Source organism: Kitasatospora sp. YST-16, from assembly GCF_026802215.1.
Lineage (GTDB): Bacteria > Actinomycetota > Actinomycetes > Streptomycetales > Streptomycetaceae > Kitasatospora > Kitasatospora cineracea.
Genome location: NZ_CP113837.1, coordinates 4,530,882 through 4,546,527, shown reverse-complemented (window position 1 = coordinate 4,546,527; position 15,646 = coordinate 4,530,882). Strand labels below are relative to the sequence as shown.

The 15,646-nt window shown below is 74.5% G+C and carries 14 protein-coding genes; 2 read left to right on the top strand and 12 right to left on the bottom strand.

The window, feature by feature from the left end; all coding sequences use genetic code 11:
* Positions 1-5: 5 nt before the first annotated feature.
* From OU787_RS20915 to OU787_RS20895, 5 genes are all read right to left on the bottom strand, one after another.
* Positions 6-1,076: an aminoglycoside phosphotransferase family protein gene (locus OU787_RS20915; protein ID WP_268660256.1), complete on the bottom strand. Its 1,071-nt coding sequence runs from the start codon at positions 1,074-1,076 to the stop codon at positions 6-8.
* A 234-nt stretch (positions 1,077-1,310) separates the two neighbouring features.
* Positions 1,311-1,556 (bottom strand): hypothetical protein, encoded by a 246-nt coding sequence (locus OU787_RS34845; RefSeq protein WP_030459980.1) that lies wholly within the window; start codon positions 1,554-1,556, stop codon positions 1,311-1,313.
* A gap of 164 nt (positions 1,557-1,720) precedes the next feature.
* The gene (locus tag OU787_RS20905; RefSeq protein ID WP_030459979.1) at positions 1,721-2,089 is read right to left on the bottom strand and encodes a WhiB family transcriptional regulator; all 369 of its coding nucleotides are present in this window, start codon (positions 2,087-2,089) and stop codon (positions 1,721-1,723) included.
* Positions 2,090-2,260: 171 nt separating this feature from the next.
* Entirely contained in the window at positions 2,261-2,677 is a 417-nt protein-coding gene (locus OU787_RS20900; RefSeq protein WP_030459978.1) for a hypothetical protein, read from the bottom strand.
* Positions 2,678-2,835: 158 nt separating this feature from the next.
* The gene (locus OU787_RS20895; RefSeq protein WP_369794947.1) at positions 2,836-5,112 is read right to left on the bottom strand and encodes an ATP-dependent DNA helicase UvrD2; all 2,277 of its coding nucleotides are present in this window, start codon (positions 5,110-5,112) and stop codon (positions 2,836-2,838) included.
* A 169-nt stretch (positions 5,113-5,281) separates the two neighbouring features.
* Here OU787_RS20895 and OU787_RS20890 point away from each other — a divergent pair, with 169 nt between their 5' ends.
* Positions 5,282-5,533 carry a mycoredoxin gene (locus tag OU787_RS20890; protein WP_030459976.1) on the top strand — a complete coding sequence of 84 codons (252 nt, stop codon included), beginning with the start codon at positions 5,282-5,284 and terminating at the stop codon, positions 5,531-5,533.
* Between the two features lie 251 nt (positions 5,534-5,784).
* On the opposite strand, the gene OU787_RS20885 is transcribed toward OU787_RS20890, so the two are convergent.
* The 6 genes from OU787_RS20885 to OU787_RS20860 form a co-directional block, all read right to left on the bottom strand.
* Positions 5,785-6,582 (bottom strand): GntR family transcriptional regulator, encoded by a 798-nt coding sequence (locus OU787_RS20885; protein ID WP_268660255.1) that lies wholly within the window; start codon positions 6,580-6,582, stop codon positions 5,785-5,787.
* 213 nt (positions 6,583-6,795) lie between these two features.
* Positions 6,796-7,737 (bottom strand): NAD(+) diphosphatase, encoded by a 942-nt coding sequence (gene nudC, locus OU787_RS20880; RefSeq protein WP_030459974.1) that lies wholly within the window; start codon positions 7,735-7,737, stop codon positions 6,796-6,798.
* 43 nt (positions 7,738-7,780) lie between these two features.
* Entirely contained in the window at positions 7,781-9,178 is a 1,398-nt protein-coding gene (locus OU787_RS20875) for a dipeptidase (RefSeq protein ID WP_268660254.1), read from the bottom strand.
* An 88-nt stretch (positions 9,179-9,266) separates the two neighbouring features.
* A complete protein-coding gene (locus OU787_RS20870; protein WP_268660253.1) occupies positions 9,267-12,092 on the bottom strand; it encodes an FtsX-like permease family protein in 2,826 nt (941 codons plus the stop codon).
* Positions 12,089-12,853, bottom strand: coding sequence for an ABC transporter ATP-binding protein (locus OU787_RS20865; protein ID WP_030459971.1), 765 nt, complete (start codon positions 12,851-12,853; stop codon positions 12,089-12,091). Before OU787_RS20865 ends, OU787_RS20870 begins: the two co-directional genes overlap by 4 nt.
* 16 nt (positions 12,854-12,869) lie before the next feature.
* Positions 12,870-13,484, bottom strand: a complete 615-nt coding sequence (locus OU787_RS20860; RefSeq protein ID WP_030459970.1) for a PadR family transcriptional regulator — start codon at positions 13,482-13,484, stop codon at positions 12,870-12,872.
* Between the two features lie 77 nt (positions 13,485-13,561).
* Here OU787_RS20860 and OU787_RS20855 point away from each other — a divergent pair, with 77 nt between their 5' ends.
* Positions 13,562-14,470, top strand: coding sequence for an endonuclease/exonuclease/phosphatase family protein (locus OU787_RS20855; protein WP_268660252.1), 909 nt, complete (start codon positions 13,562-13,564; stop codon positions 14,468-14,470).
* Here the strand turns inward: OU787_RS20855 and OU787_RS20850 are convergent.
* Positions 14,467-15,576: an IS630 family transposase gene (locus tag OU787_RS20850; RefSeq protein WP_268658401.1), complete on the bottom strand. Its 1,110-nt coding sequence runs from the start codon at positions 15,574-15,576 to the stop codon at positions 14,467-14,469. The genes OU787_RS20855 and OU787_RS20850 overlap by 4 nt on opposite strands.
* Positions 15,577-15,646 lie beyond the last annotated feature (70 nt).

Genomic DNA, 15,646 nt, shown 5'->3' with positions numbered 1-15,646 from the left:
GGGCGTCAGGTCCGTTCGACGGGGAGCGGGCCCGCGGTGGGCCAGGCGGTGCGGGCGCGGGTGGCGAGGGTGGCGCAGAAGCGGCCGAAGACCGGGAGGGCGGTGTCGGGGCCGGCGAGTTCGGCGACCGCCCGCAGGCGGTGCAGGAGGCGGCGGCGGGCGGTGGCGTTGCCCCAGGTCCAGTCGCCGTGGTGGAGGCGGGACAGGTGGTCGGCGGTGCCGCGTTCGGCCTTGGGGACGAGGGCGTCGCCGCGCAGCAGCCAGCCGGCGCAGGCGTCGGCGAGTTCGGCGGGGGTGGCGGCCTCGGTGCCGGTGGCCGCGCGCCAGGCGGTGCGGTAGGCGGCTTCGGCCTCGGCCAGTGCGGGGGCGGGCGGGGCGGTGGAGCACCAGCAGGTGGGGAAGCCGATCCGCAGGTAGGCGAACTCGACCGCGCCGGGGCCGAGCGAGGCCTGCTCGAAGTCGACGAACCGGACGCCGTCGGCGGTGTGCAGGTCGTTGCCGGGGCAGGGGTCGCCGTGCAGCAGGGCGTGCCGGACGGGGGTGGCGGAGAGCCGGTCGAGCAGGGCTTCGGCCTCGGCGCGGGCGCCGGGCGGGGCGGGGACGTCGAGGATCCGGGCCAGGGCGATGAAGCAGCCGAGGTCGCGTCCGGTCGGGCCGGTCCAGGCGGGCAGGTCGGTGCCGGGGGCCGTCCCGGCGAGGTCCTGGAGGTCGGCGGGGGCGCTGGCGTGCAGCCCGGCCAGCGCGGTGGCGTAGTCCTGCTGCCAGCCGGGGCCCGGGGTGCGGTCCTCCAGGCGTTCCAGCACCAGCAGGCGGGCGGCCGGGTCGGTGCCGAGCAGGGCGGGCACCACCGGGCGGCCGGGTCGGCCGGGCCGGGCGGCGAGGGAGAGCGCGGCCGCCTCGCGGGCGTAGCGGTCGGCGGCCCCGGGCGAGTCGACCAGCTGCTTGACCACCACCGGGCGGCCGGCGAACTCGGCCCGCCAGACCCGGGAGCGCGGGCTGCTGACCAGGCGGCGGACCTTGCGGGGCGGGCCGAGTTCGGTGCGCAGCCGCTCGCCGAGCGGGAGGGAGGACCACATGGGGGCCATCCTTGCACGACCCGTTCGAGCGGCGAACAGCAGTGCGGAGCGGTGGAGTTGGGCCGGGCGGGCCCGGACGGGCATGAATGCGGCGGAACCGGGCAGGCGGGGTCGGACGGCAGGCACCGGGACGCGCCGACGGCCGGCTCCCCGGGGGTGGGGAGTCGGCCGTCGGCGTTCAGGGGTGTGTCACCGGCGGGGCCTCGCGGCCGGCCGGCGGGGGTGGAGCATCCGTCACATCAGGGCGACGGCGAGGGCCTTGCGGGCGCGCAGCGAGGCACGTTCGGCCCGGCGGCGCAGTCGCGCCGCGCGCAGCACCCGCAGGCCGAGGCGTTGCTCCTCGGCCTCGTGGAGGCGTTGCTGCATATGCGCGCGCGCCAGGGATTCTTGGAGGAGATTCATTTCGAGCGTCCTGTTCTGGATCTGGAGTTCGGTGGTCTGCTCGGAGCGGACGGTGGGATCGATGCCGGCGGGGTTCATGTGGTGGTCCTGCTCGTGGTGCGTCGTCGGGAAGGGGCGGGTGAGTGCTGCGTCGGCCTTGGCGGCCGCGATGCGTACCGAGTGGCGCAGAGCGGTGTCCAGCGGGGGCTGCTCTCCCCTGCGGACGGCTCCGGTGCCGCTGCGGTCGGTCCTGGCTGCGGGGTTCACGCCATGACCTCGGTCTTGCGCGGACGGCCACGCGGGCGCTTCCGGGCGACGACGACGCCCTGCACGAAGAGCTCGCCGCCCCAGACGCCCCACGGCTCGCGGCGCTCGAGGGCACCGGTGAGACAGGCGGCCTTGACGGGGCAGGTGCCACACAGCGACTTGGCGTACTCGACGTCCGCGGGGGTCTCCGCGAAGAAGACCTCCGGGTCGAAGGCCCGGCACGGGATGGGGAGCCCGAGCGAGTCAGCCTCGTCGATGGCGGTGAGCTGCATGAGTGTTACCTCCGGGGGGTCGGCCTGGTTGGCCTTGACGGTCTTGTCGGTCGGTACGGACGGGAGGGGCGGCGGTGTGATGACCGTGGACACTGTGGGCGTCTTCCTCGTCTTCGATGTGGATCCGGCCGTTCCGTGGTGCGGAGCGGTCCGGAGGCCCCGTGGGGCCTGGGTGGGTCTTGCGTACCGGACAAAACAGAAGGGCCGCGGAACCCGGTGGCTGGGTTTCCGCGGCCCTGGAGGCACCGCCCGTGACTGTTTCAGTCAGGGTCGTTCGCTCCAGGGTCCAGGCCCGCGGAAAGCCTGCTGCCGGCCGGCCTCGGCGCCGCGGACGGCGGCTTCGGCCAGGGAGATCTGCTGGTCCTGCTTCTTGCTTCCGGCACCGACGGCGGCCGCATAGCGCCCATGCAGGGCTTCTGCCGCTACTGCCTTCGATGCCTTGGTCGGTCGCTCGTCGGACAGCGAAATGCCGCCGCCGAACGTCGCCCAGTCACGGGAGAGACCTGCCTCGACACGGGTGCCCACAGCATTGCCCAGATCACTGACAAGGCAGTGCTCGGACAGCAGGCGCTCGGCGTTGCCGCCGGCCGTGCCAAGACCCAGAACCGAAGCGCTGACGCGCGAGGGCATGGCGAGGGTGGTCATCAGGTCGGTCACTTTGGTGATCATCTTGGTCTCCACTGAACTCGCCTCCTCTCGGCGTCTCGCGGTGTCCGGTCGCCCGGACTCCGATATCTGGTTGATGGTCGCGCACGCAGAAACAAGCCCTCTGCGAGCTTTGCGGTCTCGTCCCCTTGACCGCTCCGGCAGGCTATTGCGCCGTCCATGCGGCGCGCAAACTATTTTTCCGGCGAGTTCTCGGCCTCGTTGTCGGCTTCGCCCTCGGACGGGGCGGACTCCGCTTCCCGGTCGGTCTCCCCGACCGGTTCCGGACTCTCCCCCGCACACAACAAGAGCACGTCGGCGCCGTACTTGTCCAGCTTCATGGCGCCCACTCCGGAGATCCTGGACAGCTCGGCGAGGCTGCCCGGCACGTCCTCCGCGATGGCCGTCAGGGTGGCGTCGGTGAACACCACGTAGGCCGGGGCGCCCTGTTCCCTGGCCTTGACCGAGCGCCACTCGCGCAGCCGCTCGTACAGCGCCTCGTCCATCGTGGACGGGCAGCCCTCGCAGCGGCGGAGCTTGCGCTCGACGGCGTCGGTCAGGGTGCGGTCGCAGACCCGGCACTTGACCGGGCCGCGCACCCGGCGCGCGGCGGAGCGCTCCGCGCCCGGCTCGACGCCCCCGCGCCCGCCGCGGGTGCGCGCGCCGGGGCTGCCGGAGCCGGGGCGCAGGCCGTCCAGGAAGCGGGTGGGCTTGCGGGAGGCGCGGCCGCCCGGGGAGCGGGAGAGCGACCAGGAGAGGGTGAGGAAGCGGCGGGCCCGGGTGACGCCGACGTACAGCAGCCGGCGCTCCTCCTCGATCTGCTCGTCGGTCTTGGCGTAGATGATCGGCAGCGTGCCCTCGGTCAGGCCGACCAGGAACACCGCGTCCCACTCCAGGCCCTTGGCGGCGTGCAGCGAGGCCAGCGTGACGCCCTCGACGGCGGGGGCGTGCTGGGCGGCGGCCCGGGCGTCCAGCTCGGCGACGTAGGCGGCGAGGTCGGCGCGCTCGCCGGCCGCGGTGCGGGCGGCCTCGAACTCCCCGGCGAGCCGGACCAGCGCGTTCAGCGACTCCCAGCGCTCGCGGACCGCGCCGGAGCCGGCCGGCGGGGTGGCCGCGAAGCCGCGGGTGGCGAGTACCGCGCGGACCTGGGCGGCGAGGTCGGGCGCCCCGGCCGTCAGCGGGTCGTCGGCGGCCCGGGCGGCGCCCTTGAGCAGCACGCCGGCCTCGCGGACCTCGGGGCGCTCGAAGAACCGCTCGGCGCCCTTGAGCTGGTAGGCGATGCCGAGGTCGGCCAGGGCCTGCTCGTACACCTCGGACTGGCTGTTGGTGCGGAACAGCACGGCGACCTCACTGGCCCGCACGCCGGTGCCGAGCAGGTCGCGGATCAGGCGGGCGGTGGACTCGGCCTCGGTGGGCTCGTCCTGGTACTCGCGGTAGACCGGCTCGGGGCCGGCCTCGCGCTGGGAGACCAGCTCCAGCCGGTGCTGGGCGGCCTGGCCGCGGGCCTGCGAGAGCAGCCCGTTGGCCAGGTGGACCACCTGCGGGGTGGAGCGGTAGTCCCGGACCAACTTGACCACGGTGGCACCGGGGTGCCGGTGCCGGAAGCCGAGCAGGTGGTCGGGGGTGGCGCCGGTGAAGGAGTAGATGGTCTGGCTGGCGTCGCCGACGACGCAGAGGCTGGCGCCGCCGTCGCCGCCCGTCCACTGCTCCAGCAGGCGCTGCTGGAGCGGGGAGACGTCCTGGTACTCGTCGACGGTGAAGTGCCGGTACTGGGAGCGGACCCGGTCGGCGATCTCCGGGCGGTCCTCCAGGATGGCGGCGGTGAGCAGCAGCACGTCCTCGAAGTCGATCAGGCCGCGCTGGCGCTTGGCGTCCTCGTAGGCGGCGTAGACCCGGGCGGTCTCCGCCGGGTCCCGCGGGGCCTCGCGGCCGGACTTGGCGAGGGCGGCGGGGTAGTCGTCGGGGACGACCTGGGTGACCTTGGCCCACTCGATCTCGGCCGTCAGGTCGCGCAGTTCGGTGCGCTGGACGCGCAGGCCGCTGCGGCCGGCCGCCTCGGCGACCAGCTGGACCTTGCGCTCCAGCAGCCGGGGCAGCTCGCCGCCGACGGCGCGCGGCCAGAAGTACTGGAGCTGGCGCAGCGCCGCGGAGTGGAAGGTGCGGGCCTGCACGCCGTCCGCGCCGAGCTGGCGCAGCCGGCCGCGCATCTCGCCGGCCGCGCGGGCGGTGAAGGTGACGGCGAGGACCTGCGAGGGGTGGTAGACGCCGCTGCGCACGCCGTAGGCGATCCGGTGGGTGATGGCGCGGGTCTTGCCGGTGCCGGCACCGGCCAGCACGCAGACCGGGCCGTGCAGGGCGGTGGCCACGGCGCGCTGCTCGGGGTCGAGCCCGGCCAGCACCGCGTCCGCTCCGGTGGGGGCGGGGCCGTACTGCGCGTGGGGGTCGTCGAACCCCAGGAGGTCTTCCTGCATGCCCTCCATCCTCGCAGGCGCTCCGGACAGTTCGGACGGGGTTGTCCACAGGCGGCCGGTGGTGGTCGGATCGTCACACCGTTGTCCGTCCCGGAATGGGTCCGGGCCGCCGGGCGTTGCACCGGGCGGCCGTCCGGCCACCGTCCGTCGACCGAAGGAGTCCCTCGCCATGTCCGGCACCGTCACGATGTACAGCACGACCTGGTGCGGCTACTGCAACCGCCTCAAGAGCCAGCTGGACCGCGAGGGCATCGCCTACAGCGAGGTCAACATCGAGCAGGACCCGGCCTCGGCGTCCTACGTGGAGTCGGTGAACGACGGCAACCAGACGGTGCCGACGGTCGTGGTGGTCTCCGCCTCCGGCGAGCAGAGCGTGATGACCAACCCGAGCCTGCGCCAGGTCCAGGCCGCGCTGGTCTGACCCGGATCCGCGTCGCCGCGGTCCCGTCCGGTCCGGCGCGGTCCGAATCCGCTCGAATTCCGGTCGCATTCCGTCCGGGGTCCGATCGGTTCCGGTCCGAATTCCGCCCCGGCCGATCGGGGGGCCGGTCCGCGGGGCCGGAAATCCGCCGGTCCGCATTCCGCCGCCGCCCGGCCCCGTTTCCCGCGGGCCGGGCGGCGGCGTTTCCCCCGCGGCCCGCGGCTGTCCGGCCCGCTCGGCCCTCCGACCCTTCAGCCGTTGGCCGTGCCGTCGCCGAGTTCGTAGAGCAGCCGGGCCCGGTCGGCGGCGTAGCGGGTCTCCACCACCCGGATCGGGCCGCGCCGGTCGCTGCTGATCCGGGTGTTGACCAGCAGCGGCACGCCGGGGCCGAGGCCGAACCAGGCGGCCTCGGCGGGGGCGGGCATCCGGGCGGTGAGGTGGTCGGTGGCGGCGGTCTCGGTGCGGCCGAGCTGCACCAGTATCCGCTCGTCGCCGCCGGGGACGGGCCGGTCGTTCATCAGCGGGGTGCCCGCGGCGAGCCCGGCCCGGTAGTGGCTCTCCTCGATGGCGTAGGGCTCCTGGTCGACCCGGCAGAGCTGACGGCGCATCATGACGGTCTCCTCGGGGCGCAGTCCGAGCCAGGCGGCGATGTCGCGGCGGGCCCGGATGACGGCCACCTCGAAGTCCACGGTGAGCCGCCGCCCGGCGGCCGCCGCCTCGGCCGCGTACACCTCGCCGCTGGGGGCGAGCGGTTCGCGGCGGGCCGGGCGGGCGGGGCGGGCGGGGCGGGCGTACACCCGGTGGTCGTGCCGGGAGGGCTCGCGCAGGTAGGTGCCCTTGCCCTGGACGCGCGCCACCCGGCCCTCGTTGACCAGCACGTCCACCGCGAGCCGGACGGTGTTGCGGGCCACCCCGTAGTGCTCCTCCAGCTCGGTCTCGACCGGGAGCCGTCCGCCGCCCGCCCACTCGCCGGCCTCGATGCGCCGGCGCAGGTCGGCGGCGAGCTGCTGGTACTTGGGCGAAGGGGCGGTGCCGCGCGGGATCGTCACGCGAGTGAATGTAGCCAGTGGGCTCGGGCGGTTTCAGCGGAATGCGCCAACCGTGCCCGGAACCCGGGTCCGGGAAACCCCGGCGGAACGTTCCGGGCGGACCCGAACCTTTCCGGTGGCCCGGCTCCGGGCCTCCGGCGGATGCACAACGGGGGCGTACGGATCACTCCGTACGCCCCCGTCGCGGAAATCACCGGGCGGCCGGCCCGGGCGTCACCAGCGGGCCGCGGCCGGCATCGGTTCGCCGTACCAGAGCTCGACCAGGTACCGGGCGATCGAGATGCCGGACGGCGGCAGGATCTCCCCGGCGGCCATCCCGGCCCGCAGTTCCTCCCGGGTGAACCAGCGGGCCTCGGACAGCTCCTCGCCGTCCACGGTGATCTCGGTGCCGTCGGGGTGCGCCCGGCCGAGGAAGCCGAGCATCAGGCTGGACGGGAACGGCCAGGGCTGGCTGGCCACGTACTCGACCTCGCTGACCTTGACGCCGGCCTCCTCCTGCACCTCGCGGACGACCGTCCGCTCGATCGACTCGCCGGGCTCGACGAACCCGGCCAGCGTGGACCAGCGGCCCTCCGGCCAGAGCGCCTGGCGGCCCAGCAGGCAGCGGTCCTCGGCGTCGGTGATCAGCATGATCACCGCCGGGTCGGTGCGCGGGTAGTGCTCGGCCGCGCAGGAGGTGCAGCGGCGCAGGTGGCCGGCCCCGGCCTTCTCGGTGGGGTGGCCGCAGCGGGAGCAGAAGGAGTGCAGCCGGTGCCAGTGCTGCAGGGCGACGGCGTGCACCAGCAGCCCGGAGTCCCGGTCGGAGAGGTTGCCGCCGACCTCGCGCAGGCCGGCCGGGCGGGCGTCGCCGTCGAGCCGGCCGGGCAGCGACTCGCAGTCCAGGGCGAAGTAGTGGGTGCCGTCCTCGTCGGTGCCCAGGAAGTACCGGTGGCCGGTCTCGGGCGCCTCGAAGGAGGGCAGCAGCACCAGTTGGGTGCCCTCCGCGGTGTCCACCACGAACGCCTCGCCGCCGGAGATCGGCAGCACCCGGGTGGTGGGGTGGCTCCAGGCCGCGGCCAGCCAGGGTTCGTCCAGCCGGCGGTGCGCCGCCCGGTCCACCCCGGCCTGGGCCAGCGCCAGCTGCTTGGTGTCGGGTCCGCTGCTCAACTCGTCCATCCCCGTTCGCTTCGCTTCAGTACGGCAGGTGCGGGGCTCGTCGTCACGGTCGGAAGTTCTCCGCGAGGTCGCCCCACAGGTAGGCGGAGGTCTCGACGCCCTTGCGCAGCAGGTCGAGCTCCACCTTCTCGTTGATCGAGTGCCAGCCGTCCGAGGGCACCGAGATCCCGAGGAACAGCACCGGCGCCCCCAGCACGTCCTGGAGGTCGGCGGCCGGTCCGGAGCCTCCCTCGCGGGTGAACAGGACCTTCTGCTCGAAGGCCCGCTCCATGGCCCGGACGGTGGACCGGAGCGCGGGGTGGTCCAGCGGCGTCAGGCAGGGGCGGGTCGCGCCGGGGAAGACGATCTCGTACCGGATGCCCTCCGGGACGCGGGCGGAAACCCAGGCGGCCACCGCCTCCCGGACCTTCTCCACCTCCTGTCCGGCGACCAGCCGGAAGGAGAGCTTGAGGTGCGCCTCGGCCGGGACGATGGTCTTGCCGCCGGGGCCGGTGTAGCCGCCCCAGATGCCGTTGACCTCGGCGGTCGGCCGGGCCCAGACCCGCTCCAGGGTGGTGTGGCCGGCCTCGCCCCGGGTGCCGTGCGACTTGGCGACCTCCAGCCACCGCTGCTCGTCGAAGGGCAGTTCGGCGAAGAGCGCCCGCTCCTCGTCGGTGAGTTCGACGACGCCGTCGTAGAAGCCGGGCACCGCGACCTTCCGGTCGGCGTCGTGCAGGCCGGCGGCGAGTTCGGCGGCCACCCCGGCCGGGTTGGGGACGGCGCCGCCGAAGGAGCCGGAGTGGATGTCGCTGTCCGGGCCGTACAGGTCGATCTGGCAGTCCGCCAGGCCGCGCATGCCGGTGCACACGGTCGGGGTGGTCTCGGACCACATGCCGGTGTCGGAGATGAACACCGCGTCGGCGGCGAGGCGTTCGGCCTCGCGGCGCACCAGGGCGGCGAAGTTCGGCGAGCCGGACTCCTCCTCGCCCTCGACCAGCAGCTTGAGGTTGACGGCGGGCGCGGTGCGGCCGGTGGCGGCGAGGTGGGCGCGCACGCCCAGGGTGTGGAAGAGGACCTGGCCCTTGTCGTCGGCGGCGCCGCGCGCGTACAGCCGGCGGCCGACCACGGTGGGCTCGAACGGGTCGGTGTCCCAGCCGTCCTCGCGGGCGGCGGGCTGCACGTCGTGGTGGCCGTAGACCAGCACGGTCGGCGCGCCCTCGTCGCCGGAGGGCCACTCGGCGAACACCGCCGGCAGCCCGTCCGTCTCCCACACCTCGGCGACCGGGAAGCCGGTCGCGCGCAGCCGGTCGGCCAGCCACTCGGCGGAGCGGCGGACCTCCCCCGCCCGGCCGGGGTCGGCGGAGACGGAGGGGATGCGCAGCCAGTCGGCGAGCTCGGCCAGGAAGGCGTCCTCGTGCTGGTCGATGAAGGAGCGGACGGCGCTGTCCGGCGTTTTCGTCATACGGACGACTTTAGTTCGCCCGGACGGGTGCGTGCCCACGGCCTCCCCCGGCCGTGAGCACGGTCACCCGTCCCGTCCCTCCCCGCCGTCAGCCGGCCCGGCGGGTCAGGCCGATCCGGGAGCGGGTGAGCAGCGCGGCCAGCAGCACCGCGACCAGCGGCAGGCCGACCAGCAGGCCGCCGAGGTTCAGCCACGGGACGGCGATGACCGCCTTCTCGTGGCCGGCCGGCACGCCGTTGATCCAGACCGTGGCGTTGCGGGCCTCCAGCAGCCGCAGCGCCACCGCCGGGACGGTCCCGCAGAGCAGGCCGAGCACCGAGCCCATCGCGGCGATCACCCCGCACTGGAAGCCGGACAGCCGCCGCCGGATGCCGCCGGACGCGCCGACCGCGGCCAGCGTGGCCAGGTCCTGCTGGGAGTCGGCGGCGGCCAGGCCGGTGGCGATGCCGGCCGCGCCGAGCGCGACCAGGGCGGCGAAGGCGGTCAGGCCGACCGTGACGACGTCGCGCTGCGGCTTGAAGCCCTGCTCGACATCCAGGTAGACGGTGTCGTCGAGCTTGGAGAGGTGGTCGGTGGCCTTCTGGACCCGGCCGTCGGACGGCGCCGCGGCGGGCTTCCACAGCGTCCCCTCCGAGCGGACGCCCAGCCCGGCCCGCTGGGCGGCCTGCCGGCTCAGCACGACGGTGGCGAACGGGAGCGGCGAGTGCACCTCGACGGCGTCCACGGTGACGTCCCGGGTCTTGCCCCGGTAGTCGTTGGCGTCGATCTGCGCCTGGGTGGGCTGCTCCTCGGCGCGCAGCGCGACCTTCCCGTCGGCGACGTGGTCGGGGCGGAACACCAGGGCCTTGCCCGCGGCCAGGGCCTGTTCGGCGGCCGGGTCGCGGACGTCGAGCAGGTTGCGCAGCAGTACCCCGTCGCCGATCAGGACGTCGCCGAACATGCTGGTCAGGTCGGTGGGCAGTGCCCGCATGCCGACGCACCGGGGGTCGGCCATCGCCTGCCGGCGCTGCTCGTCGGTGGTGGCGTCCTGGGCCGGGCAGCGCTTGTCCGGGGTCTTCAGCGCCTGGACGAACCCGCACTTGTAGCTGACCCGGCAGTCGCCGGGGACGGCGGTGGGGCTCAGCACGTCGGCGTGCTCGCCGAGGGCGCCGAGGTCCTTCTCGACCGCCGCGCGCAGGGCGGCGTACCGGCTCGCGTCGCCGTCCGCGCGGCCGCCCTCCAGCAGCGCGACCGCGCCGGCCGGCAGGCTGGGCCGGTAGTCCTGGCGCTGCCGTTCGACGTCGCTGGCGTGGTAGATGCCCACCGCGACGGCGCCGGCCACGGCGGCCATCACGGCGGCCACGGCGGGGGCGGTGCGGCCGCGGTTGCGCACCGAGTCGCGCAGCGCGAGCCGCGGGCTGAGCGGCAGGTGGCGGCCGAGCCGCCCGAACAGGCCGATCAGCAGCGGGGTGCACAGCAGCATGCCGAGTTCGGCGATCACCGAGCCGCCGAGCAGGCCCGGCACGGGGGCGGTGTTGGTGACCGCGCAGAGCAGGGCCAGTCCGGTGCCGCCGGCCACCATCACGGCGCCGAGCACCGCGATGATCCGGTTGGCGGGCTTGCTGCCGCCGCGGCCGGTGAGCGCCTCGACCACGTCCTGCCGGGAGGCCTGGACGGCGGGGACCACGGCCGCGAGCAGGCCGGTGACCAGGCCGACCAGGGCGACGCCGAGCAGGTCGAGGGGCTGGACGTCGAAGTGGCCGAAGCGCTGCCCGCCGTAGCCCTCCAGCTGCTCGCGCAGCACCGCGACCAGGCCCACGCCGCCGACCAGGCCGAGCACGGCGCCGGCGGCGCCGAGCACCGCGCCGCCGGCCAGCACCACGGCCCGGACGTGCGAGCGGTCGCCGCCGCCGGCCGCGAGCAGGCCGAGCTGGCGGCGCGAGCGGCGGGCGCCGACCGCGAACGCCGGTCCGGCGAGCAGCACGATCTCCAGCAGGGCCATGCCGGGCACCAGCGCGGCGACGGCCAGCACGCTCTTGTTCACGTAGGAGGGGTACTGGGACTGCTCCGCGTAGTAGGGCACCTCGGCGCGGGCCGGCGGGTGCAGCAGGACGTCCCGGGAGACCGCCGTGAAGCCGTAGTCGTTGAGCCGCTTGACCCCGGCCCAGTCGATCCGGGCCCCGCCGGGCAGCGTGACCAGCCAGCTGTCCCCGTTGCGCGGCTCGCTGTCGGCGCCGCCGGTGTCGGCCTGCACCAGCGGCTGGACCACCGCGCCGGGGCGGCCGTACAGCATGACCTGGTCCAGTCGGGCGGGGTCCTCGGCGACGGCGGTGATGGTGTAGGGCCTGGCCTCCAGGCCGCGGAAGGCGGTGCGGTCGCCGATCCGCAGGCCGGAGCGCTTCAGGAAGCCGCGGGTGGCGGCGATCTGGTCGGGCTGGGTGGGGGCGGTGCCGTCCACCACGTTCAGCTTGCCGTGCCAGACCGGGTCGGTGAGGTCGGCCTCGCCGGCCATCACCGTCATCCGGCCCTCGGCGGTGGTGGCCGAGGTGCTCTTGTACATGCCGTCCGGCACCAGCACGGCGCCGGGCAGGAGTTCGGTGAGCAGCTGCGCGGGGTCGGTGTCGGCGCTGCGCTGCTGCTCGGGGGTCTTGGCCTGGCCCTCCGCGGGCGTCCGGGCGGTGTTCTCGCTGCCGTCGGGGGTCTGCAGTTCGGTGGCGCCGCGGGAGGACATGGTGACGGCGGCCGTGGCGGTGCCCATCGCGCGGGCGGCCTTCTCCGCGGGCTCCAGCTGGGCGCTGCGGGCGATCACGTCCACGCCGGCCACGCCGAGCACCGGCAGCGCGATCATCGCCAGCACCAGGGCGCTGCGGCCCTTGGCCCGGGCGGCGTCGCGGCGGGCGATCCGCAGGGCGGCGCGCCAGGCGGTCGGCTTCACGGCTGGCCGTCCTTCCGCGCGTTGGCGGCGGCGGTGACCAGCAGGCTGCCGGCGTCCTGCCGGGTGGTCTCGTCGACCAGCAGGCCGTCGCGCAGGAACACCACCCGGTCCGCCCAGGCGGCGTGCCGGGCCTCGTGGGTGACCATCATGGCGGCGGCGCCGGCGTCGCAGCGGGCGCGCAGCACGGAGAGCACGGACTCGCCGGTGGTGGAGTCGAGGGCGCCGGTGGGTTCGTCGGCGAGCACCAGGCGGCGGTCGCCGATCAGGGCGCGGGCGATGGCGACGCGCTGCTGCTGGCCGCCCGACATATCGTCGGGGAAGCGGTCGGCGAGTTCGGCGATGTTCAGTTCCTCGAGCGCGGCGAGCGCCTCCCGGCGGGCGGCCCGGGCGGAGACGCCGTCGAGCTCCCGGGGCAGCGCGATGTTCTCGGCGGCGGTGAGCGCGGGTATCAGGTTGTAGTCCTGGAACACGTAGCCCACCGAGCGGCGGCGGACGGCGGCCAGCTTCTTGCGGTCCAGCTCGCCCAGGACGGTGCCCTCGACGACGACCCGGCCGCCGGTGGGGCTGTCCAGGCCGCCGGCCAGGGTCAGCAGGGTCGACTTGCCGGAGCCGGAGGGCCCCATCACGGCGACCAGTTCGCCGGGGTGGACCCGCAGGTCGACGGCGCGCAGCGCGTGCACCTCGGCCGCGCCGTGGCCGTGCGTGCGGCTCACCTGGTCGAGGTGCAGCACGGGCTCGGCCGGCTTGAGTTGTTCGGTCATCGCTCCCCCAGGAGGTTCAGATGCGGCCGCGGTCGCGGCTCTTGGCGGCGCGCCGGGCGGGCGGCGCGGCGGCGGGTTCGGACGGGGTGGCGGCGGTGCGTTCGGCGTGCTGGGCGAGCCGGGACTCGCAGTGGTCCAGCCAGCGGATCTCCGCCTCGGTCTGGAAGATCAGCTGTTCCAGCACCAGCAGCCAGGCCAGGTCCTTGCCGGAGCCGTCGTCCGCGGCCAGCGCCCGGCCCTTGAGCCGGGTGTAGTCCTGGAGCGCCTGCATGCTGTGCCGGCGCTGGCCGTGCACCACCGCGGCCACGTCCACCCCCGGGATGGCCACCGCCATCGCCAGCTTGATCGCCAGTTCGTCGCGCGGCGGGTTGGTGCGCGGCACCGGGGTGTCGAACCAGCGGCGCAGTTCCGCGCGTCCCTCGTCGGTGACGGAGTAGAACTGGTGGCCCTCGTCGTCCTCGCCGGCGGCCTCCACCAGCCCGTCGCGCTCCAGGCGACCCAGCGTGGTGTAGACCTGCCCGACGTTCAGCGGCCAGGTCGCCCCCGTCCTGGCCTCGAACTCGGATCGCAGCTGGTAGCCGTAGCGCGGGCCCTGGTCGAGCAGGGCGAGCAGGCCGTGACGGATCGACATACTCAGTATGTATACCCGGTATGGTTCCCCGGCTCAAGCCGCCGTCGCGTTCACCTCGGCCCGGTACGGTCGACGGCGTGACCACACTGCGGATCGCCACGTACAACCTGCTGCACGGCCAACCGCTCGCCCCCGACGGCAGCCCCGCGCCCCTCCCGGCCGAGCCGGGCGCCCCGCTGGCCGAGGCCGTCGCCTCGCTCGACGCCGACGTGCTGGCCCTCCAGGAGGTCGACCGGTACCAGGAGCGCTCCGGCCGCACCGACCAGGCGGCCCTCGCCGCGAAGGCCGCGGGCGCCACCGACTGGCGCTTCGCCGCCGCCCTGCACGGCACCCCCGCCCCCTCGGCGGGCTGGATCGCCGATCCGGAGCGGCCCGGCCTCGCCGTCTACGGGCCGGCCGACCTGGCCGACGACTCCCGCCCCTCGTACGGCACCGCGCTGCTCACCCGGCTGCCGGTGCTGCACTGGCGGGCCCGCCGGTTCGCCCCGGCGCCGTTCGGGCTGCCGCTGCGGGTGGCCGGGCGGCGCGGGCTGACGCCGGTGCCGGACGAGCCGCGGGCCGCGCTCGCCGCGGTGCTGGCCGGGCCGGGCGGGGAGTTCACGGTGGTGGCCGCGCACCTGTCCTTCGTGCCGGGCTGGAACGTCGGGCAGCTGGCCGCGATCCGGCGCTGGATCGCCGACCTGCCGCAGCCCTACCTGGTGCTCGGCGACTTCAACCTGATCGGCGCGGTGCCGCGCACCGTGCTCGGCTCGGCGCACGCGATCCAGCGCACCGCCAAGCGCGAGCGCGTGCGCACCGCCCGGCGGACCAGGCTGCAGGGCTGGTACGACCTCGCCCGCACCCCGACGTACCCCTCGCACCGGCCGACCGTGCAGTTCGACCACATCCTGGGCATCGGCGTCCCGCGCAGCGCGGTCGGCTCGGTCTCGGCGCCCCGCACGGGGGTGTCCGACCACCGGCCGCTGGTGGTCGAGATCGAGGTCTAGTGTCCTGAGTCCTTGATCCGTCGGATGTATCCGGCGAGGGACTCGAGGATCTGGTCGGCGGTCTTGGTCCAGATGTAGGGGCGGGGGTTGTCGTTCCAGTCGGCGACCCAGGCGCGGATGTCGCGTTCGAGGGCCTGGACGGAGCGGTGGACGCCGCGGCGGAGCTTCTTGTTCGTCAGCTCGGCGAACCACCGCTCGACCAGGTTGAGCCAGGAGGATCCGGTCGGCGTGAAGTGCAGCTGGAAACGGGGATGGGCCAGCAGCCACTTCTTGATCGTCTCGGTCTTGTGGGTGGCGTAGTTGTCCAGGATCAGGTGTACTTCCAGGCCGGCCGGGATCTCCCGGTCGAGTTTGGCGAGGAACCTCTTGAACTCGGCGGTGCGGTGGCGCCGGTGCAGGGAGCCGATGACCTTCCCGGTGACCGCGTCGAGGGCCGCGAACAACGTCGTGGTGCCTGCCCGGACGTAGTCGTGGCTGGCCCGTTCCGGGACGCCGGGCATCATCGGCAGCACCGGCTGGGAGCGGTCCAGAGCCTGGATCTGGGACTTCTCGTCGACGCAGAGCACCAGGGCGCGTTCGGGTGGATCGAGGTAGAGGCCGACCACGTCGTGGACCTTGTCGACGAAGAACGGGTCGGTGGACAGCTTGAACGACTCGGCGCGGTGCGGCTGCAGACCGAACGCCCGCCACACGCGTGAGACCGTGGACTGAGACAGGCCCACCCGTCCGGCCATCGAGCGGGTGGACCAGTGCGTGGCGTTCTTCGGTTTCGTCTCCAGCGTGAGCCGGACCAACTCGGCGACCTGCTCGTCGGTGACCGTCCGCTCGCGACCCGGGCGTGGTGCGTCGCCCAGGCCGTCCAGGCGGTCCCGCAGGAATCGCCCACGCCACTTGGAGACCGTCTCCGTGGTCACTCCGGTGGCAGCGGCCACAGATCTGGCCGATCGGGGCAGCCCGTCCGTCTCCGTCTCGCCGCAGGCCAGCACGATCCGCGCTCTCAATGCCAGCGCCTGCGGGGCTGATTGGCTCCGCACCCACGCACCGAGCACCTGCCGCTCGTGATCCGACAACACCAGTTCGGCCAGCTTCGGCCCAGGACGTCCCACGTGCTGAAAAACGACGGATCAAGGACTCAGGACACTAGTGCCGCACCAGGCAACCTTTGCCGGGAAGGAG

Bases quoted from the DNA above. Each gene is read 5' to 3' on its own strand.
- OU787_RS20915 (WP_268660256.1), bottom strand. From the start codon at position 1,076: ATGTGGTCCTCCCTCCCGCTCGGCGAGCGGCTGCGCACCGAACTCGGC.
- OU787_RS34845 (WP_030459980.1), bottom strand. From the start codon at position 1,556: ATGAACCCCGCCGGCATCGATCCCACCGTCCGCTCCGAGCAGACCACC.
- OU787_RS20895 (WP_369794947.1), bottom strand. From the start codon at position 5,112: ATGCAGGAAGACCTCCTGGGGTTCGACGACCCCCACGCGCAGTACGGC.
- OU787_RS20890 (WP_030459976.1), top strand. From the start codon at position 5,282: ATGTCCGGCACCGTCACGATGTACAGCACGACCTGGTGCGGCTACTGC.
- nudC (WP_030459974.1), bottom strand. From the start codon at position 7,737: ATGGACGAGTTGAGCAGCGGACCCGACACCAAGCAGCTGGCGCTGGCC.
- OU787_RS20875 (WP_268660254.1), bottom strand. From the start codon at position 9,178: ATGACGAAAACGCCGGACAGCGCCGTCCGCTCCTTCATCGACCAGCAC.
- OU787_RS20865 (WP_030459971.1), bottom strand. From the start codon at position 12,853: ATGACCGAACAACTCAAGCCGGCCGAGCCCGTGCTGCACCTCGACCAG.
- OU787_RS20860 (WP_030459970.1), bottom strand. From the start codon at position 13,484: ATGTCGATCCGTCACGGCCTGCTCGCCCTGCTCGACCAGGGCCCGCGC.